The organism is Burkholderia cepacia, from assembly GCF_001718835.1.
In the GTDB taxonomy this organism is placed as follows: domain Bacteria; phylum Pseudomonadota; class Gammaproteobacteria; order Burkholderiales; family Burkholderiaceae; genus Burkholderia; species Burkholderia cepacia_F.
On record NZ_CP013444.1, the window covers coordinates 1,091,253 to 1,111,403 of the forward strand.

At 59.6% G+C, this 20,151-nt stretch carries 17 protein-coding genes; 15 read left to right on the forward strand and 2 right to left on the reverse strand.

Translation table 11 applies throughout. From position 1 onward, the window contains the following. Positions 1-75: 75 nt before the first annotated feature. The 10 genes from WT26_RS25200 to WT26_RS25245 all read left to right on the forward strand — a co-directional run bounded on the left by WT26_RS25200 (position 76) and on the right by WT26_RS25245 (position 10,255). Positions 76-1,281: an MFS transporter gene (locus tag WT26_RS25200; RefSeq protein WP_157654262.1), complete on the forward strand. Its 1,206-nt coding sequence runs from the start codon at positions 76-78 to the stop codon at positions 1,279-1,281. A 180-nt stretch (positions 1,282-1,461) separates the two neighbouring features. Then, entirely contained in the window at positions 1,462-2,586 is a 1,125-nt protein-coding gene (locus tag WT26_RS25205; protein WP_060292494.1) for an FAD-dependent oxidoreductase, read from the forward strand. A 49-nt stretch (positions 2,587-2,635) separates the two neighbouring features. Then, positions 2,636-3,190, forward strand: a complete 555-nt coding sequence (locus WT26_RS25210; protein ID WP_060292512.1) for a cupin domain-containing protein — start codon at positions 2,636-2,638, stop codon at positions 3,188-3,190. A gap of 79 nt (positions 3,191-3,269) precedes the next feature. Next, on the forward strand, positions 3,270-4,430 hold the full coding sequence (locus WT26_RS25215) for an alpha/beta hydrolase family protein (RefSeq protein ID WP_069271071.1): 1,161 nt from the start codon (positions 3,270-3,272) through the stop codon (positions 4,428-4,430). A 35-nt stretch (positions 4,431-4,465) separates the two neighbouring features. Further along, complete coding sequence (locus WT26_RS25220) at positions 4,466-5,413, forward strand: VOC family protein (RefSeq protein ID WP_060292496.1); 948 nt, start codon at positions 4,466-4,468, stop codon at positions 5,411-5,413. Further along, a complete protein-coding gene (locus tag WT26_RS25225; protein ID WP_060292497.1) occupies positions 5,400-5,762 on the forward strand; it encodes a Rieske (2Fe-2S) protein in 363 nt (120 codons plus the stop codon). Before WT26_RS25220 ends, WT26_RS25225 begins: the two co-directional genes overlap by 14 nt. A 28-nt stretch (positions 5,763-5,790) precedes the next feature. After that, a complete protein-coding gene (locus WT26_RS25230; RefSeq protein ID WP_063806912.1) occupies positions 5,791-7,356 on the forward strand; it encodes an FAD-dependent monooxygenase in 1,566 nt (521 codons plus the stop codon). Further along, positions 7,353-8,327, forward strand: coding sequence for an alpha/beta hydrolase (locus tag WT26_RS25235; RefSeq protein ID WP_060292498.1), 975 nt, complete (start codon positions 7,353-7,355; stop codon positions 8,325-8,327). The genes WT26_RS25230 and WT26_RS25235 overlap by 4 nt, the downstream gene beginning before the upstream one ends. Positions 8,328-8,385: 58 nt before the next feature. Continuing rightward, positions 8,386-9,234, forward strand: coding sequence for a fumarylacetoacetate hydrolase family protein (locus tag WT26_RS25240; RefSeq protein WP_060292499.1), 849 nt, complete (start codon positions 8,386-8,388; stop codon positions 9,232-9,234). Positions 9,235-9,313: 79 nt separating this feature from the next. After that, positions 9,314-10,255, forward strand: a complete 942-nt coding sequence (locus tag WT26_RS25245; protein WP_060292513.1) for a VOC family protein — start codon at positions 9,314-9,316, stop codon at positions 10,253-10,255. 405 nt (positions 10,256-10,660) lie between these two features. On the opposite strand, the gene WT26_RS25250 is transcribed toward WT26_RS25245, so the two are convergent. Beyond that, positions 10,661-11,626, reverse strand: a complete 966-nt coding sequence (locus WT26_RS25250) for a PDR/VanB family oxidoreductase (protein ID WP_060292500.1) — start codon at positions 11,624-11,626, stop codon at positions 10,661-10,663. Positions 11,627-11,671: 45 nt separating this feature from the next. Beyond that, positions 11,672-12,799, reverse strand: coding sequence for an aromatic ring-hydroxylating dioxygenase subunit alpha (locus WT26_RS25255; protein WP_080485729.1), 1,128 nt, complete (start codon positions 12,797-12,799; stop codon positions 11,672-11,674). A 443-nt stretch (positions 12,800-13,242) separates the two neighbouring features. Here WT26_RS25255 and WT26_RS25260 point away from each other — a divergent pair, with 443 nt between their 5' ends. From WT26_RS25260 to WT26_RS25280, 5 genes are all read left to right on the forward strand, one after another. After that, complete coding sequence (locus tag WT26_RS25260) at positions 13,243-14,919, forward strand: GMC family oxidoreductase (protein WP_069271072.1); 1,677 nt, start codon at positions 13,243-13,245, stop codon at positions 14,917-14,919. A 662-nt stretch (positions 14,920-15,581) separates the two neighbouring features. Then, complete coding sequence (locus WT26_RS25265) at positions 15,582-16,373, forward strand: crotonase/enoyl-CoA hydratase family protein (RefSeq protein ID WP_069271073.1); 792 nt, start codon at positions 15,582-15,584, stop codon at positions 16,371-16,373. A 93-nt stretch (positions 16,374-16,466) separates the two neighbouring features. After that, a complete protein-coding gene (locus WT26_RS25270) occupies positions 16,467-17,399 on the forward strand; it encodes an amidohydrolase family protein (RefSeq protein WP_069271074.1) in 933 nt (310 codons plus the stop codon). Positions 17,400-17,429: 30 nt separating this feature from the next. Next, complete coding sequence (locus tag WT26_RS25275) at positions 17,430-18,191, forward strand: SDR family NAD(P)-dependent oxidoreductase (protein WP_069271075.1); 762 nt, start codon at positions 17,430-17,432, stop codon at positions 18,189-18,191. 12 nt (positions 18,192-18,203) lie between these two features. After that, a complete protein-coding gene (locus WT26_RS25280) occupies positions 18,204-19,973 on the forward strand; it encodes an acyl-CoA dehydrogenase (RefSeq protein ID WP_069271076.1) in 1,770 nt (589 codons plus the stop codon). Positions 19,974-20,151 lie beyond the last annotated feature (178 nt).

The window sequence follows — 20,151 nt, forward strand, 5'->3', positions numbered from 1 at the left end:
CCGCGCAGGGCCGGCGGAAGCATTGCTGAATTGACAGAGCGGAATCGGGCAATGAAAAGAGGAATCCTTATGAGTATGGAATCGACGTTGGGTGGCCAGGTGAAGAAGCCGCATACGATGCAGGGGGCATTGCTTCTCATAGGCAGTTGCCTTCCGATTCTGGGAGCGGTTTTGATCGCGCCGCTGCTACCGCAGATGGTGCTGCATTTCGCAGCCGTCGCTCACGCCGATGTGCTGGTGCCGCTGGTCCTGACCACGCCGGCGCTGATGGTCGGCCTTCTCGGCCCCTTCGCCGGGCTCGTGGTCGACAAGTTCGGCCGCAAGACGCCATTGATCGTCGGGCTGCTCTGTTACAGCGCGCTCGGCACGGCCCCGCTTTGGCTCGACAACCTCTATGGCGTACTCGCCAGCCGGCTCGGCCTGGGCGTTGCCGAGGCAGTCATCATCACGTGCTGCACTGCGCTGATCGGCGACTACTACGCCGACGAATCGCGAGCGCGGATGCTCGCATGGCAGACCATGACCGGATCCGTGTGCGCGGCGATCTTCTTCTTCGTCGGCGGTGTGGTGGGTGAACTGGGGTGGCGCGTGCCATTCTGGCTTTACCTCGCGGGCGTCCTGATGGTTCCGTTCTCGAGCGCGGCGTTGTGGGAGCCGCTCCGCATCGACACTCGCCAGCGAGGCGGCACGACGCATGTCGCGGCCTTTCCGTGGCAACGTCACGCATGGCTGTATGTCCTGAGCTGGTGCGGCGGGGTCAGCCTGTTCATCGTCGCGGTTCAACTCGGATTCCTGTTGAGCGGCATGGGCGTGCGCGCGCCCGGAATGATCGGGGCCGCGATCGGCACCTCTCATGCGGCGGTGTTCGCCGGCGCAATCTGCACGCGCTGGCTGGGTCGTCTCGGGCCGGTGCGTGCCCTGTGCATAGCCTTTGCCCTGGCCGGAGGCAGCCTGCTCGCGCTGTCGGGGGCATCCAGGTATCCGCAGGTCATGATCGCCGTATTGCTGAACGGGCTCGGTGCCGGATTGATGATTCCAACGCTGGTCGCCTGGGCGCTCTCCGGCTTGCGGCCTGAATTGCGCGGTCGCGGATCGGGTGGCTTCATGGCGAGCATCTACTTCGGCGAATTCATGAGCCCACTCGTTGTCGCGGGGGTCGCGGCTGTTGTCGGAGGACTGATGGGAGCGATCAAGGTGCTGGGTCTGGTGCTGCTTGTGCTTGCAGCAATCTGTGCGGCGCAGTGGCTGGCCGATCGCAAGGCGTCGTCGGCACAAGCATGAGCGATCGCGAAAATTGACGGAGAGCAGTACGGATGTCGAGTGGAAATCTGTCGCTCCGGCAGGCGAACCTGCCTGAATGACCTCCATTCAAGGCGCTGTTCGGCCGATGTCGATTCGCGGCAGCTGGTATCGATGGCGAAGTGTTTTCGAATACTCGTATTGAAAGAAAAGGGGGAATAGATGGCACGTGTCACCAAGGTTTTGATTGTCGGCGGCGGCATCGGCGGGTTGTCGGCGGCGATCGGGTTGCGCGACGGTGGTATCGATGTCGATCTCGTCGAGATCAAGCGTGAATGGACGGTCTATGGTGTCGGGATCATTCAGCAAAGCAACGTGGTGCGCGACATGGCAAAGCTCGGTCTGCTCGATCGCTATTTGCCGGTTGCGTTTCCGTTCGATGACGCGATGCTCTACGACGCGGCAGGCAACAGGACGGGCGTCATTCCGGGACTGCGACTCGCAGGGCCGCAATATCCGGCGAACGTCGGGATTTCGCGGCTCGCGCTGCATCAGGTGTTGAGCGATGCGGCGCGAGAAAAGGGCGTACAGATCAGGCTTGGGCTGACGGTTGCAGAGTTCGACCAGGCCGCCGATCACGTCGACGTGACGTTCACCGACGGCAGCATTGGTAAATACGATTTCGTGGTGGGTGCCGATGGCGTCTACTCGAAAGTCAGACAGTTGCTGTTCGGCGATGAATTCCTGCCTCGTTACACCGGGCAGGCGGTCTGGCGGCACAACTTCGGGCGCGTGCCGCAGATCGATCACCTTGCGGGCTTTCGCGGATCGGGCGCGAACGCGGGGCTCGTGCCACTCGCCGAGGATCTGATGTACATGTTCGTCACGTCGCAAGAGCCCGGTAATCCGTGGATGGAGCCATCCACACTTGCCGTTCAGATGCGCGAGCGGCTGAGGGATTTCGGCGGATTGATCGGTGAGTTGCGCGAAGAGATCGTCGACCCGGCGCAGGTCGTCTACAAGCCGCTGGAAGTGGTTTTCGTACCCGGAAATTGGTACCGCGGGCGTGTGCTGCTAATCGGCGATGCAGCGCATGCGACGACGCCGCATCTGGGGCAGGGGGCGGGCATGGCGATCGAGGATGCAGTCGTGCTTGCCGAACTGCTGCCCTCCGGCGAGCCGATCGAACGCTTGATGGAGCAGTTCATGAGTCGGCGTCTCGGACGATGCAGGTTCATCCACGAAAGCTCGGTGCAGATCGGCGAATGGGAGATGCACGGTGAACCCCCGCACGGGCGAATCGAAATTCTCAAGCAAATGGTCGAGGTGACGGCGCAGCCGTTATGACCCACGGGTCAAGATGTGCCTTCAATCGAATCATATGGAGCAGAGCAACATGAATTCTCCTGTTCGCCGGGTTGTGACCGGACATGACGGGCATGGCAACGCGATCATCGTCAGCGATGGCGCGCCGGCGGCCGTATTCCCGCTCCAGGCGTTGCCCGGGCTCGTGTTCTCCGAGGTATGGCGCACGGTCGGCATGCCGGTGCCGATCGATAACGGAGTCGATCCGACTGTGGGTCCGCTGCGTCTCGCACCGAACCGGAGCGGTTCGGTGATTCGCGTCGTCGACATGCCGCCAGATCCCGATCACTCGACTTTCAAGGCCGATGAACTGTTTTCGGAAATCGCCGCGGCAAGCGCATCGACCTCCACGGGGCAGTCGGCCGATAAGTTGATGCATCGTACCGAGACCGTCGACTACGGGATCGTGATCGAAGGTGAAATCTGGTTGGTCGTCGATGAGGGCGAGACCCTGTTGAAGCCCGGCGACATCGTCGTGCAACGAGGCACGAATCACGCATGGAGCAATCGCAGCGACCGGAACGCGCGCATGGTCTTCATTCTGCTCGACGGGCGATTCGCGCCGGAACTGGCACCGCTCACCTGAAGGCTGCGGCGTCGCATCAAGTCGATGGCGCATCGATTCCGAGCTGCCATCGAATCTGTCACATACGGGAGCAAACACGGTGTTCAAGTATTTTCCTGGCAATTATGTCTGGAACCTGTCGGTGGATCTGGCGATCGAGATGGGCGCACGTATCGGCGAAATCGAGGAGATGTGCGCGCCGCTGCAGGATGCATCGAGGCAACCGGATGCCACCGGTACGCAGGCGTTCCGGGAAACGTGGGTCCGCATGGCGGACAAGCTGTGCGAACTTGCCGAAGAGGACGAGTCGCGCGGCCGGCTGATCTCCGCCGGCGAGAAGTACAACCGCGCGGCGATTTACCTCATCACGGCGGAACGACTTCAGGCGCACGGCGCAGAAGGCCGCGTCATGCTCTACCAGCGCTTTCTCGACTTGTTCGCGCGAGGCATCGCACAAACCGGCGAGAACTGCGAGCGCGTCGAGATTCCATATGGAGACGCGCGCTTGGCTGGACTTTACGTGCGTGCCGAGAACACCGACGGACCTGCGCCGATCCTAGTGCAGATCAACGGTCTCGATTCGACCAAAGAAATGCTTTATCGAGTCGGTCTGCCGCGATGGCTCGCGCAGCGCGGCGTAGCTTCCCTCATCGTCGATCAGCCCGGTACTGGCGAAGCGTTGCGCCTGAACGGGATGACTGCGGTCTACGACAGCGAAAGGTGGGCGAGCAGGATCGTCGATTGGCTGGAGACGCGCGTAGACGTCGACGCCGCGCGCATTGGGCTGCAGGGCGTTTCGCTCGGCGGGTATTTTTGCCCGCGTGCGGTCGCGTTCGAGCCGCGTTTCGCGTGCGGCGTGACGCTCGGCGCGAACCACGACTGGCGAGATGTGCAGAAAAAACGGCTCGCACGGGAAGGGAGTTTCCCGGTACCGCATTACTGGGAGCACGTGAAATGGGTGTGGGGAGCGAAGGATCTCGATGATTTCATGCGCATTGCGGAGAACGTGCATCTCGACGGTGTTCTCGACCAGATCAAGGTTCCCTTTCTCGTCACGCATGGCGAGAAGGACTCGCAGATTCCGCTGCACTGGGCGATGCAAACTTACGAGCAACTGACCAATAGCCCGAAGCGGGAGTTGAAGGTGTTTACCGAGCGCGAAGGCGGTGTTCAGCACGGCAGCTTCGACAACTCGGCGAACGCTTGCGCATACATCGCTGACTGGGTCGCTGAAACGCTCGGTGGCAGGACCGCATATTGATCGAGAACGATTGATTTCCGAGTTGGAGGATACAGATGAACATCATTGGACTGGACGAGTTGGTTTTCGGCGTGGACGACGTGAGCGCATGCGCGCGGTTCCTGACTGACTATGGTTTGAGACCGGTCGATGCGACTGCCGACGGCGGTCGCTTCGAGGCGCTGGACGGCACCGCGATCACGCTCCGGAAAAAGGACGATCCGTCGTTGCCGGCGCCCCTCCCGACCGCAACGATGTTGCGCAAGACCGTCTATGGCGTGGCGGACGAGGCGACGCTTCACGCGATCATGGACGAACTGGGCCGGGATCGGACGATTACGCGCCTTGCCGACGGTTCGCTCGACACGGTGGATGATGTCGGTTTCGCGTTGGGGTTCCGGGTGACGCGTCGTCGGACGATCAAGCTGCCCGCCGAAACGATCAACGCGCCCGGCGCGCCTGCCGGAAGAGCAGTCAACGCCGTCGCGGCCGACGAGCATGCCGTGGCACTGCCGCGGACCCTGTCGCACGTGGTGTGTTTCGTGCCGGATGCGGCGAAGGCAGAAGCATTCTATGTTGAGCGGCTGGGCTTCGTTTGCACAGACCGCTTTACGGGCGTGGGACCGTTTCTGCGGCCGGCGGGCACGCTCGATCACCACACGCTGTTCCTGCTGCAAACCCCGCCGTTCATGCAGGGCTGCGAGCATTTCACGTTTCACCTCGGTGGTCCGACCGAGCTGATGCAGGCCGGCACCCGGCTTGCGAATAACGGATACCAGTCGTTCTGGGGGCCGGGGCGTCACAAGTTTGGCTCGAACTGGTTCTGGTATTTCAACAGCCCGCTCGGCTGTCACGTCGAATACGACGCCGACATGGATTTGCATGACGAACACTGGACGCCGCGGGAGGCCGAAGCCGGTGCTGACTCGTCGCAACTGTTCCTGTTCGCGGCGAAGGAGCGATGGGCGCCGGGACGCCCCGCACCCAAGCATGTCGACCAGTAACGCACCGCGCGTCATGTGCGTGAGGTTGTGCAATCTGCATGAACTGCCCGACCGCGGATCGAGAGGGTTTGATCCGCATGCGATCGGCAGGGACATGGTGCTCGTGGTGCGCGACGGTGCCAGCGTGTATGCGTACGCGGATTCCTGCCCTCATCACCCGGGCGCGCCGATGGCATGGCGCAAGGACGCGTATCTGAACGGAGACGGCACGCGCATAGTGTGCCACGGACATGGCGCGCAGTTCGACATTGCGACCGGAGCCTGCGTGCTTGGACCGTGCCTCGGTCAGGCATTGACACCGTTGAGTCTGGACGTCGACGAACGGGACGACGTATGGCTTCGATCGTGATCGACGAATCAGTGAAAGGAGACGAAGGATGGAATGGGATGTGATTGTGGTCGGCGGCGGGCCGTCGGGATTGACGATAGCGGCGGAGCTCGCCGGCATGGGGGTGAGGACGCTCGTGCTGGAGCGTCGATCCGGTGGTGTCCAATCACGCGCTGGGACGATTTTGCCGCGCGTGCTGGAATTGTTCGATGCACGAGGCATCGCGGACCGCTTTATCGAGCGCACGCGAACCATCGTCGATTTTCCATTCCGCCGCGCGCATATCTGGGCGGGTTTTCCGGGGATCCAGTGGCAGTACCTGGATTCGCGTTTTGGATTCACGCTGGGCCTGCCGCAGAATCTGACCGAGGAAATCCTCTGGTCCTGGGCGCTCGAAAGCGGTGCTGAAATTCGCAAGGGAGAGGCGGTACGCGAGTTGCGGCAGCACGACGAAGGCGTCGATGTCGAGACGGTTGGCGAATCGGGGACGACCACGACATTTCGTGCGCGCTACCTGATCGGTGCGGACGGTGGTCGCAGCGTGGTTCGCACCCAGGCGGGCATTCCTTTCGAAGGACAATCCGGAACGTTTCGCGGGATTGCGGTCGATACCGTGCTGGATGCACCCTGGCACGGAAAGCGCACCGACGTAAACAATGAGATGGGCTGGGCACGTGGTTACGCGTTCGGCGCGGGCATCACCCGATTCAACATCGTCCATCGCGACCGGCGTCGCGCACCGAAGGACGAACCGGTCACTGTCGACGAAATTCGTCAGTGCCTGCGCGACATCCACGGAACCGACTACGGCATCGAGGAATTGCGCTGGGCATCGCGGTTCGACGACACGATGCGCAGCGTGCCGACCTTCCGATCAGGGCGGGTGATGCTCGTCGGCGAATCTGCACGGATTCATTACCCGGCGAGCGGGGTTGGAATGAATTTCTGCCTGCAGGATGCGTTCAACCTCGGCTGGAAGCTCGCGAACGTGATCAACGGGACGGCCGACGAGTCGATTCTTGACAGCTACGACGCGGAACGGCAGCCGGTGATGCGCGCGCTGCTCGAAAGTGTAAAGGCCCAATGTGCGCTGCAGTTCAACTTCGAGCCGGATGCGGTCGCACTCAAGCGGCGCATGGCAGAACACGTCATTCCGCTTCCGGATGTGCAGCGCAAGCTCGTGCTCGAATTGAGCGGCCTCGAAAAACCCTATCCACGCGAGGCTGGCAGTCATCCGCTCACCGGGCAACGTGTTCCGGATTTCGACGTCGTCATGCTGGACGGGCAATCGGTGCGCGTCGCGGAGCTGCTTCGCAATCGGCGCTTCTTGCTGCTCGACCTCGAGGGAGAAAGCCACCAGTTTGCGTCGATCGCGACGCAAGGTCTGCCGGTCGATCTCGTGCCGGCCCGGCTTGCGTGCGTACCCGCCTCGATGAACGGCGTGACCGGCATGCTGGTGAGGCCGGACGCGTATGTCGCGTGGGCGTCGTCGGAGGTTGGCCGAGTGGACGATTTGCGGGTGCAGATATGCAAGTGGATGCATGGGCCGGCGACGCGCGCCGCGTTTCAGGCGACCGGCACGGCATCGCGAGATGACCGATCGGGGATCGAATGAGTCAGGAGAAAAACGCTACACCGCTCGATCCGCAATTGGCCGGAATGGTGGCGGCCATGCGGGCACGGCGCGCCCCGCCGCCGTTTTCCGGAACGCCGACGGAGGCCCGCGAACGGATGCGTTTGGCGATCATGGCTGCACGAGAGTGTACGCCGATGCCACTGGTGAGGGCGGTTGAAGATGCCGTTGCTTGCTACGCGGATTCCAGTGTTCCGGTTCGAATCTATCGACCGACAGCGACGGGACGGCTCCCGACAGTCGTGTTCTTCCATGGCGGCGGGTTCGTGCTGGGCAGCGTTGAACTGATGGACGACATCGCTCGCAAGTTGTGCCGCGATATCGAAGCAGTGATCGTTTCCGTCGAATACCGACTCGCGCCCGAGCATCCGTATCCCGCAGCGCACGACGACGCGTTGACGGCGACGCTCTGGGCGATCGAGAACGCAGCTGTGCTGGGCGGCGACGCTGCATGCGTGGCCGTGGCGGGGGAAAGCGCGGGAGGCAACCTGGCCGCATCGACGACGCTGGCGCTACGCGATCGGGGGCAGGCGCTCGCGGCCCAGCTACTGGTCGTGCCGGGTGTCGACATGGCCCGCGACGTTGCTGCGTTGAGGAGGTTGCAACGCGACTTCCCGATGCTTGCTCCGCAGGATCTGGAAGATATCGTGCGGCTCTACATGGGCGAGCGAAGGGGCGACGCCGAATACAGCCCGCCATCACCGCTGCGCGCGGACAGTCACGCGGGGCTGCCGCCAGCGCTCGTCGCGGTGGCAGGGCATGACGCGCTTTGCGCCGAAGGGCGTGCCTATGCCGAATGTCTCGCCGAATCTGGCGTTCCAGTCCGGCTATTGCAATTCGACGACATGTTCCATCCGTTCTTCGCGTTCTTTGAGGTATCCACTTCGGCACGTCGGGCCAATGACGAGATTTGCCGGGAATTTTCCCGGTTGCTGCGTGGGCAATCATCGTGATAGGCAAGCGCCGAATAGACCGGCAACTGTTTCAATTCAAATTATTTCGGAGGCGCGTATGCGTTTTGTTTCATTTCTGAAGGACGGCAAGGCGCTTTTGGGTGTGCGCGACGCAGCGCGTATTCGCCTGGTTGGCGACGAAAGTCTCGAATCGTTGCTCGCACGTGGCGTTGATCTGGTGAGCTATGGTCAACCCTGCTCGAACGCGGAATTCGTCGATCCTGGCGCGGTCACCTGGTTGCCGCCGCTGCGCCGGCCGCCGAAGATCATCTGTGTCGGGTTGAACTATGCGGATCACACGAAGGAAAGCAAGTACGAGCAGCCGGGCTATCCGACGCTGTTCTTCCGCGTCAATACGAGCCTGATCGCGCACGAACAGCCGATGGTGCGCCCACGCGTGACCGATTCCGCTGGGCTGGACTTCGAGGGGGAGATTGCCGTCGTGCTCGGCAAAGGGGGCCGGCATATCGCGAAGGATGAAGCGTTGTCGCATGTGGCGGGGTACGCGCTTTTCAACGACGGTTCAGTTCGCGAATATCAGTTCAAGACGCCGCAGTGGACGGTCGGAAAGAACTTCGATGGTACCGGCGCCTTTGGGCCGGATCTCGTGACGTCGGACGAACTGCCTCTGGGTGCCAAGGGGCTTCGTCTCGAAACTCGCCTGAACGGGGAAGTCGTACAGTCGGCGAATTCCGATCAGATGGTGTTCGACGTTGCGACGCTGATCAGTATCGTCAGCGAAGCGATGACGCTGGAACCCGGCGACGTGATCGTGTCAGGCACGCCGTCCGGCATCGGCTGGGCACGTGAGCCGAAACGACTGATGAAGGCAGGGGATGTTTGCGAGATCAGCGTCGAAGGCATCGGAACGCTGCGGAACACAATCATTGACGAGCCGGCTGCCTGAGCAAGCGCGGCGGTGCTGAACGGCCTTCATCGCCGCCACGACGCCGACACGAAACGGGATGCTTGAGCAGGAGACGGAAATGAACGACTTTAACGCGATGCATGCGCGTGCTGCGGTGCATTCGATCGACCACTTCGCGCTCAGCGTGCCGTCGATCGGGGACGCGGAGCGCTTTTTCGACGCGTTCGGCCTGGATGTCGTACGCACTGGCGAGCGTGGAGACATGCTCGAATTGCGCGCGGGCGATGGTCACCGATGGGCACGCATCTTGCCGTCGGACGGCAAGCGGCTTGCATACCTTAGCTTCAACTGTTTCGATGCGGACCTCGCTGTGCTGCGCGATCAGGTCGAGGCGGCTCGCGCCGTCATCGAGCCGGGTGCCCCGACAGACGATTCGTCCGGGTTCTGGTTCAGCGACCCGGACGGCAATCGCGTTCATGTCCGGCCAGGGGTGAAGACGACCCCTGCATCGAAAGCGCGTTGTGTTACCCGTGGTGTGGCCGCGGACGAGCGAGGCGCGTGTACGCGATCGTCGATGTCGAGGATTCGGCCTAACCGCCTGTCCCACGTATTGCTGTTCACGCCGGATGTGCCGCGGGCCGTCGATTTCTATGAACGGGCGCTCGGGCTGCGGCTTTCTGACCGCTCAGCGGACCTGATTGCATTTACTCATGCGCCGCACGGCAGCGACCACCATCTGATCGCGTTCGCCAAAAGCTCGGCACGCGGATGGCATCACTCGTCGTGGGACGTTGACAACGTTGATCGTGTCGGCGAAGGAGCGGCCCAGATGGCGACGGCAGGATATGTGCGTGGTTGGGGTACAGGAAGACATGTGCTCGGATCGAACTATTTCCATTACGTTGAGGATCCGTGGGGTTCGTTCTGTGAATATTCGGCAGATATCGATTACATTTCTGCTGGCAGAACGTGGCGAGCGGGAAATTACGAGCCGGAAGATTCATTGTATTTGTGGGGACCGGCAGTTCCTGAGAACTTCACACGCAACAGTGAGGCGTAGCCGGGATGCGTCAGATCGGAGCCTATCCTGACGTTTGTGTGCGGTATAGCCTGATGGCTAAGCAGCCACTTTATGGCACGTAAACGCAAGGAAGAAGTGACCATTGAACGGGCAAGGGCTTGAGCCTGGATTCGGAACCAATCGGCGGCACACGCGACGTGCTGGGAACGTCTGGCCGCGGTGAAAAATAATTCGGATAGCGAAAAGTTAAATGTTTGAGAGGAGGTCTGCCGCTGCTGCAAGCATTTCCATGCCGTATCCGAGCTCGTCACATGAATCCGTGTCAAAGGTGATCGCGGAACCGACTTTGAGGGCGCGCTCATAGTAACTTAGGAGGAGTCTTGCTGGCCCTTGCTGCCAGCTGCGAGGGCCAGCAAGACTCGAAAAAGATGAAAGCTCCAACTGCTAAATTTCGAGCACGATCTTTTCGCTGAGTGAGCGTGAACAACATGGTGTCATCTGAGTATTGGTTCGTTTCTCATCGTCGGTCTGATACTGATCGCGATGGTCGGGGACCCCCTCGATAACATGCGTCAGGCAGGTCCCGCAGACGCCTTGCTCGCATGAAAGTGGGACCGAAACGCCCGCGTTCATCAGGGCCTGCGCGACCGTGACGCCAGTGGGTACAGTCACCGAAACCCCGCTCACTGCGGCGACAACCGTAAAGGTGCTGCCGTTGGTCGAAATCTCAGCCTTGAAATGCTCGGAATGGATCTGCTCCGGCTCCCAACCGCGTGAGATGGCGCCATCGGTGACGAAACGAATGAAACCTTCCGGACCGCAGGCATAAAGGTGTGTCCCTTTTCTTACATCCGGCAGACATGTATCCAGCGAGAAACGCTGCGCAGGAGCGCCTTCGTCATAGTGAAAATCGACCTGAGGCGCAAAGGCAGACGACGCGATCTCAGCCGCGAAAGCGGTGCGACGACTGCTCCGCGTGCAGTAATGCATCGTAAAGGGTACGTCCAGCGCATGCAACCTATACGCCATCGACAGCAAAGGGGTGATACCGATTCCCCCTGCGAGCAGAACCGCCCGGTCAGTGGCTGTCGCAAGGTGGAAATTGCAACGCGGCTCGCTGATTCGAATGACCTGACCGGGCACGAATGTGCGATGGATTTCTACGGAACCGCCTCTGGATGCTTCATCACGCAGTATTCCCAAGCGATAGCGACGACTTTCAGAGGGGTCGTTGCATAGTGAGTATTGTCGTATGAGTCCGGGGGCAATATGGACATCTACATGGGAGCCAGCCTCGAAGGGCGGCAAATTGCCACCGTCCGGCGAGACAAGTTCCAGCGAGATGATTCCCTCGGCAGTGTCATCTCGATTTGCGATGAGAACATTCAGGCAACGTTCGTGAGTAATCATGCCAACCTCGCGTGGTTGCTTGGCGTATGAGAGCGTGTCATGCCGTTAGTCCGCCTTCTGATCCTCGTTAAGCAAGCGCTCGAGGATGCGGCGATAGCGAGCAGGACCAGCATCGATGGCCAGCAGCGTGGGGGTGAGCGGCTCGCGGGCCTGATCCATGAGCTGCTGCTGCGCCTCGATGACCGGCACATCCTGATGGGCGAAGGCAAAGGTGCGCATCTCGAAGATCCTGTCCCGGATCTGGGCATTCTTCTCATCCCCCTCGGTCAGCACGTTCCAGCGTGCGGCGGTGTAGTGATAGTGGGTTGTGCGCTCTGTCTCGGGGGTGAGCAGGTGAATCGCGTAGTAGCCGGTGCCTTTCTCCTTGGGCTGGCCAGGCTTGCTCACACCGAACTCCAGGATTAGATTGCTCGGCGCATACCAGGAAATGGTGCTGCACTGGTCACCCTTCTCAAAGCCCGAGGGACTCATCATCTTGAGAATGCCCGGTGTGTCCGCATTCTTGGACGGTCGGCTGACGCTGACAACGTCGCCCTGCTGCGTCACGCTGATCTCCGCCTCAACCGTGTCAGAGGTGCCCAGGATGCCGGCATGCACGTACGAGGTGTGGCTCAGGTCCAGCAGATTGTCCACAACCAGCTCGTAATTGGCGTGGACCTTCAGGTACCCCGGCTGTGTCACGTGCAGGACAGGGCGGTTGTCCAGGCAGCTGTAGTCCGGGATGGTCGCCGGATCAGCTGTCTTGGTGCCCATCCAGATCCAGATCAGTGAATGCCGTTCTTCGACCGGGTAGCTGCGCAGATGCGCTGCCGCGGGGATCATGCAATTGCCATGGGGGTTCTTGACGCAGGCGCCGTCTGGGCCGAATTCGAGCCCGTGATAGATGCACTGCACACGATCGCCGGGTAACAGCTTGCCCATGGAGAGAGGAGCAAACCGGTGCGAGCAACGGTCGACGATCGCGGCGACGGAGCCGTCCTCTTTGCGGAAGAGCAGGACCGGTTCGTTCAAGATGGTGCGGGAGACCAGCTTCCCTGGCGGCAGGTCGCTTGCCCACATGGCGACATACCAGGTGTTGCGGATAAAGCGATCAGTTGCCGCAACGGCTGCTGGCGCGCGTTGCAGCGGCTTGGCCACCGCAACGGGAATGACGGTGGTGGGTGCTTCGCTCATCGATGTCTCCTTGTTAGCCAATAGTCATGGCGATCGACGCACGCCACGATAAAGAGGAAGGCATGTGCGATCGGTGTAGGCCAAAGGCTATAAAAATGCGTGGAAGCTGGCAAACGACAGTTCTTCATACCGAGCATGAGGAGATGTCGTTCCAGGTCAGCTGCCAGTGCAAGGTCTTTTCGCGGTCTCGGTCTTACCAAGGTTTTTCGATGTCTGACGGGAGTGCCTTGCTTCGTCCTGATTCATATCTGCTATGAGCAACTTTCGTTGGTGAACTTTGAAGCGGTTTGCTAGCCTTCGCTTCAAATGAGGTACCTGATCGCCTCGTATAGACGACAGAGCGTTGTTGCGGCCTTGCTCACGTCCTTGTCTGCTCACGAGTTAAGGCTCTAGTACCCCGATTCCTTGTCACCACGCATCAGCAAATAAAAGAGATCCAGACGATGAAAGAGGCTTTGCTCGGGAGATTCGACTACATCATCGTTGGCGCGGGCTCGGCTGGATGTGTCCTGGCGAATCGTCTCTCCGCGGATCCGAATGTCAAGGTGTGCCTAATCGAGGCTGGTGGCGCGGATTGGTACCCGTGGATTCATATCCCGGTGGGGTACTTCCATACGTTCGACAATCCTCGAACGGACTGGCGGTTCCGTACTGAACCTGAACCAGGCCTTAGCGGGCGCAGTATTAAGTATCCACGTGGACGGGTACTTGGCGGGTCGTCCTCCATCAACGGCATGGTTTACATCCGCGGACACGCAGCAGATTACGACGGGTGGCGTGCGCAGGGCAATGTGGGTTGGGCTTGGAACGACGTGTTGCCTTACTTCAAGAAGTCAGAGGATCAGGCGCGAGGTGCGAGCGAGGCTCATGGTGTAGGGGGAGAGCTTCGCATTGAAGATCTTCGAGCCTCGTGGGACGTGCTCGATAGCTTTTGTGCTGCTGCGGTTGAGTGCGGAATACCGCCTACCGCCGATTTCAATGCAGGAGAAAACGAGGGCGCTGGTTACTTTCAGGTCACGCAGAAGGGGGGATTCCGAATGAGTACCGCTCGCGCGTTCCTCAAACCGGCCCGCCGGCGGCTAAATCTCACAGTGCTATCGAATTCTCAGGCGAAACGCATTCGGTTTGACGGGTGCCGGGCGACTGGCATCGAACTGCAGCATGGCGGAAAAGATGCCTTTGTCCGTGCAGAACGGGAGGTGATCTTGGCGTGTGGTACGGTCGGTTCGCCACAACTCCTGCAACTATCAGGTATCGGGGATGGCGCTGCCCTTCAGGAGCTCGGGATAGGTAGCATTCGTCACTTGCCAGGTGTCGGTGAAAACCTACAGGATCATCTGGCGATGCGCACCATGTATAGGGTCCACAATACCACGACACTGAACCAGCAAGCTTCAAGCCTCTGGGGACGGTTGCAGATGGGCTGGGAGTACTTGCTGCATCGCAGGGGGCCGTTGACCATTCCGCCCGCCCTTGTCACGGCCTTTTTCAAGAGTGACGCATCACGCGCAACGCCGGATCTGCAATTGGTCTGCTATCCGCTGACGTATGACGCGGTGGGCGATCCTCCGCATAAGTTTGCGGGCTTCTCGGCAAGTGTTTGTCTGCTGCATCCGGAGAGCCGGGGGCAAATCAAGTTGAAGAGTGCCAATCCCTTTGATGCCCCTGCGATCCGCTTGAACTTCCTCACCGAGCCGGCCGATAGGGCGAAGGCAATCACTGGCTTGAGGAAGGTGCGCCAAGTGTGTGCGTCTGCGGCAATGAGCCGCTACGCGCCTGAGGAGTTCGCGCCCGGCGCGAATCTCCAAAGCGACGAGGAAATCATCCAAGGCATCTCCAAACTCGCCGGAACGATCTTCCATCCGGTTGGTACGTGCAAAATGGGAAACGGCCCTCTAGCGGTCGTCGATTCGCGCTTGCGCGTCCATGGCGTCGACGGGCTGAGAGTCGTCGACGCTTCAATCATGCCGACCATCATCTCGGGCAACACGAATGCAACGACGATCATGATCGCGGAAAAAGCTGCCGACATGATTCGTGAGGACTTGATTTCATCGAAGATGGCCGCGGAAAAATCAGAGCAAGCACCCTTCCGCGGATTAGATGTGCCAATGATCTGACGACGGCTCGCATGTCGGTGCAACCGGGAATTAGCTTCATCTTCGGTCAATGGGCCGGTCGCCAGTTTCCCGAGATATCCCGACATTGTTCGCTGAGTGCGCTCCCCAGACGCAGTGAACTATGCGTTCGATACCTATGTACTGGCAAATGGCACGGCGCGTACGGTGGTTAAGCTAGGCGGCAAGGCGTGGTACTTCTCGATTGCTGGCTATGTGTTTGTGAATGCCCTTGGGGCAGACGCGGCTGGGGTTTGCGCACCGTGCCGAATGGTCCGTCACATCGCGATGGACAGCGCGGAGTTGATACGCCATCAGCTAATCGCCACAACGCTTCCTAACGCCGTTTGGTGCTCCAGTCGCTTCTCGCTCCGATCGTACGGTCGCATAGGTCAAGCCCAGCGCCTTTCCTTATCAATCGAAACTGGGGAATTCACCTAGTTGCGCGCGCTTGCCTCACAGAGGAAGGTCTGCATAGTATGCATATATAGAGTAATGATTATATGAGATATGCATGCCGTGTGTAGCGAGCCAAGGAGTCTATCTACCGAAGCGCCTTGGCCGACCTTGGAGTTCGCAGGAACTCCACGCTTGCTCAAGATGGCTCGCCATGAATCACGGCGAATGATCGGTAGGCAACGATTGTGCGTTTAAGGGGGACGTATATGCACGGTTCACATTCGATCGACGACCCGTTGATTGTGGTCGAAATTAATGAAGCGGTTGCGCAGGTTACGTTGAATCGCGCTCATAAGCGGAATGCACTCAGCTTGTCGGCCGTTCGCCAGCTGAAGACTGTTTTTGAGTCTCTCCCGGATACGGTCAAAGTGGCCATTCTCGATGCACGTGGCGAGCATTTCTGCGCTGGCTTAGACCTCGCCGAGGTTCAATCGGTCACAGCGGCGGAGGGCGTTTACCACTCGCGACAATGGTATGAAGCATTCCGGAGCATTCAATTCGGGCGAGTCCCGGTCATCTGCGTGATGCGAGGAGCGGTCATCGGTGGTGGACTCGAACTGGCTTCCGCCACGCATATCCGAATTGCTGAAGATTCAGCCTACTTTGGCTTGCCGGAAGGCCAGCGCGGCATTTTCCTTGGCGGCGGAGGTTCGGTGCGTATCCCGAAGCTGATCGGATTTTCTCGGGTGATGGAGATGATGCTGACAGGTAGGGTCTACGGTGCCGAAGATGCATCTCGTATTGGCCTAGTGCACTACGTTATGCGGCCTGGCCAAGGGCCCAATAAGGCGCTCGCACTTGCTGAGCATGTTGCGTCAAACGCCGCCGTATCCAATTTCGCGATTATGCATGCTCTGCCGTTGATAGCGGAACAGACGATGGAGCATGGCTTGCTAACTGAAGCGCTAATGGCCGGCGTTACGGAAGCAGAAGAAGAGGCGCATTCCCGTATTTGCGCATTCCTTGGAAAGCGAGCAGCAAAAGTCATGCCTGAATGAATCGATCGAAGGGAATTGATCCGGTTAACAACGATTTCACTCGATGAGGGGAGTCAGCGTTAACGGTTACATCAATCTTAGGATGATATCTCCATGAATCTCCAAGATGTGGTTGCCATTGACGTGCACACGCATGCCATGGTCTCAACGAGAAATCCGCCGGATCCCGTTGCAATCGAGTTTGACAACGCAATGGCGCAGTATTTCAAACAGGCCATGCCGAAGCCGACGATCTCGGAGACTGCAGCCTACTATCGCGCCAGAAAGATGATGGCGGTCATCTTTACCGTTGACACTGAAAGCGCAACTGGGCAGACACGGATACGGAATGAGGAGATTGCAGAGGAGGCTGCAGAGAATAGAGACGTTCTCATTCCCTTTGCCAGCATTGACCCTAGACGTGGAAAGATGGCAGCACGCGAGGCAAAAACGCTTATCACGGAGTATGGGGTTCAAGGTTTCAAGTTTCATCCCTCGCTGCAGGCGTTTTTCCCAAACGATCGCTGTGCGTATGACCTCTACGAGGTGATTGCGGAGTACGCCCTGCCAGCCGTTTTCCACAGCGGCCAGACTGGGGCTGGTGCCGGCATGCGAGCGGGCGGCGGAATTCGCCTGAAGTACTCGGACCCGATCTACCTAGACGACGTGGCAGTGGATTTTCCGGATATGAAGATTGTGATTGCTCATCCTTCATTTCCATGGCAAGAGAACGCTCTGGCAGTGGCTACGCACAAGCCGAACGTCTACATCGACCTATCAGGCTGGTCGCCAAAGTATTTCCCTCCGATTTTGATTCAGTACATCAATGGGTTGCTGAAGAACAAGATGCTTTTTGCTTCGGACTTCCCAGTGATTACGCCAGATCGTTGGATGGAGGATTTCGAAGGCCTTCCGATCAAACCGGAAGTCAAACCGCTGGTGCTTAAAGAGAACGCGATTCGTCTTCTGGGGCTCGATCGTGAAGGCGAGCTTGGGGTATACCGCCGGCTGCAACCACCGTCCCAGAGAGACGGTGACTTTTGCTGACCATCATCGATTTTCAAAGGAGTCGACGCAATGAGGCTGGAAGATACTCCCGTACTCGTCACAGGTGCTGCGTCCGGGCTTGGGGCGGCGACCGCGCGTCACCTTGCCGGCCAGGGCGCTCGCGTGGCGCTCTTGGATATTAATGCCGATGGAGCGAAGCGGATTGCCGACGATATTGGCGGTCTCGCGCTGGAGTGCGACGTGACGGATCTCACGAGCGCGGAATCTGCTGTCTCAGCCGCGCGTGAGGCCCATGGCCATGCGCGGATTCTCGTGAATTGTGCGGGCGGTGGGCACGCAAAGCGTGTTGTCGGAAAGGCCGGCCCGATGCAGCTCGATGACTTCGTGAAAATCGTGAGCCTGAACTTGTTCGGCACCTTCAACATGATCCGCCTGGCTGCAGCCGACATGGCGGGTCTCGCAGACAGCGGCGACGGCGAGCGCGGCGTTATCGTGTCGACCGCGTCCGTGGCCGCCTACGAAGGCCAGATTGGTCAATCCGCGTACGCAGCCTCGAAGGGGGGAATCGTATCGCTCACCATTCAACTGGCCAGAGAGTTCGCACAGTTTGGTATCCGAGTGATGTCCATCGCGCCCGGCATCTTCCAGACACCTCTGCTGCAAGCCGCGTCGAAAGAGGTGCAGGAATCATTGTCGGCCGCAATTCCGTTTCCGCGACGCACTGGTGATCCTTCCGAGTTTGCTGACCTGGTTCGGCATATCGTGGTCAATCGCTATCTCAACGGCGAAGTGATTCGATTGGACGGTGCCATTCGCTTGGCACCACGGTAAGAGGAGAGAAGGATGGCCTTTCGAGCGCCGGGCGCGGACCAAAGCTTTGTCCTATTCGAACTGCTGGATGTAACGCGACACTTTGCGTCGATGGGCGCGGAAGCGGCGCTGGATGAGACCACCCTGCGCCAGATTGTCGAGGCTGCAGGGGTTTTTGCCAGCGAAGTAGTTCAGCCTCTGAATCGAGTCGCGGATAGGGAGGGGTGTCGTTTCGACGGGGAACATGTATTGACCCCTCCCGGTTTTCGGCAAGCGTACGAAAAATTTAGAGCACAAGGCTGGTCGTCGCTTTGTGCCGAAGAGCGCTACGGTGGCCAGGCGCTGTCGCGAGTCACTTTCAGCATTCTGATCGAGCTCCTGAGCGGCGCGTCACACGCATTCGCCATGTACGCCGGGATTAACTGCTGCGCATCCGAATGCCTGTGGAATGAGGCCGGGGAAGAGTTGAAGGCTCGCTGGTTGCCTCGTCTTCTAGACGGCAGTGTCCTCGCAACGATGGCGATGACGGAGCCGGGTGCTGGTTCTGATCTCGGCCAGATTCGAACGCGTGCCGTTGCGCAGCCGGACGGCTCGTTCGCGATTTCAGGGACTAAGATCTTTATCAGCGGAGGCGATCAGGATCTGACGGCGAATATCGCACATCTCGTGTTGGCTCGATTGCCTGGAGCTCCGGAGGGAACCAAGGGGTTGTCGCTGTTCCTCGTGCCAAAGCTCACGGAAGAGGGTCAATGGAACGGGGTGTTTTGTGATGGTGTCGAGCACAAGCTGGGATTGCGTGGGAGCGCTACGTGTTCGCTGCGCTTCGAAGCCTCACAAGGGTGGATGGTGGGCGAGCCTCATCGTGGCTTGGCCTCCATGTTTCATATGATGAATGCTGCTCGCTTGATGTGTGCGGCCCAGGCCGTCGGGCTTGGAGAGGTCAGCTACCAGCAATCACTCGCGTACGCTTTGGAGCGTCGGCAAGGTAGGGCGGCGGGCTCTGCCACCGTTGAGCATGGCCCTTCGCGTATCTGCGACCACCCAGATGTTCAACGCATGCTGATGGTGCAAAAAGCGTACAACGAGGGAGCGCGAGTGTTGATTCACTGGAGCGCGCTTGAGATGGACCGCTCGGAGCGGCACCCCGACGCGGCTGTCCGCAGCGAGGCAGCCGAACTGGTTGCACTATTCACGCCGATCCTGAAGGGATTCTTATGCGAGAACGTGCAGGAATGCACGTCCCTCGCTCTGCAAATCCATGGAGGGCATGGCTTCATCAGCGAGACGGGCATCGACCAGTTTGTGCGCGATGCCCGCATTCTTCCAATCTACGAAGGCACGACAGGAATACAAGCCATCGACCTATTGGTCCGTAAGCTTCTGCAGACGCGCCGGGGTCTTGCACACATTCAAGATCTCGTTGAGACAGCATTGGGCGAGTGCAGGGAGACGGCGGTCAATGATGAGCGACTTCAGGCCATTGCCGACAAGCTTTCAGCGTTGTCCGCGACTGTGTTGGAGGCGGTCGATTTCGTCGGGCAGCGTACAGGTCAAGACGCCGCTTATCCTTATCGCGTTGCTTCCGATGTACTTCGCATGCTGGGGCACACAATGCTAGCCGTGGCATGGGCCCGTACTGCAGCAGTTGCATCGCTCAAGCTGCCGCAAAGCGAGAACGTCTTCTATGCGAACAAGATCGAGACGGCTCAGTTCTACTTCACCTATTTACTGCCGGAGGTGGAACAGTCTGTACTGAGAATACATAACGATCCTGGCGCGTTATCCATCGATTGCTTTGTCTGAGGTCGCGATGCGTGGTACGTCCTGGGTTGATCAAACCGAGGCACACCGAGACCCCGCGCATCCTGGGAGCTGCCTCCACCGGCCGTTCGTATCACCGCACGTGAGTGATTCCTGGCGCGTTGGTGCGAAAGTGAGTCGGTAGCATCCGCTTGCCAATGAGTCTATATATAGAACAGGA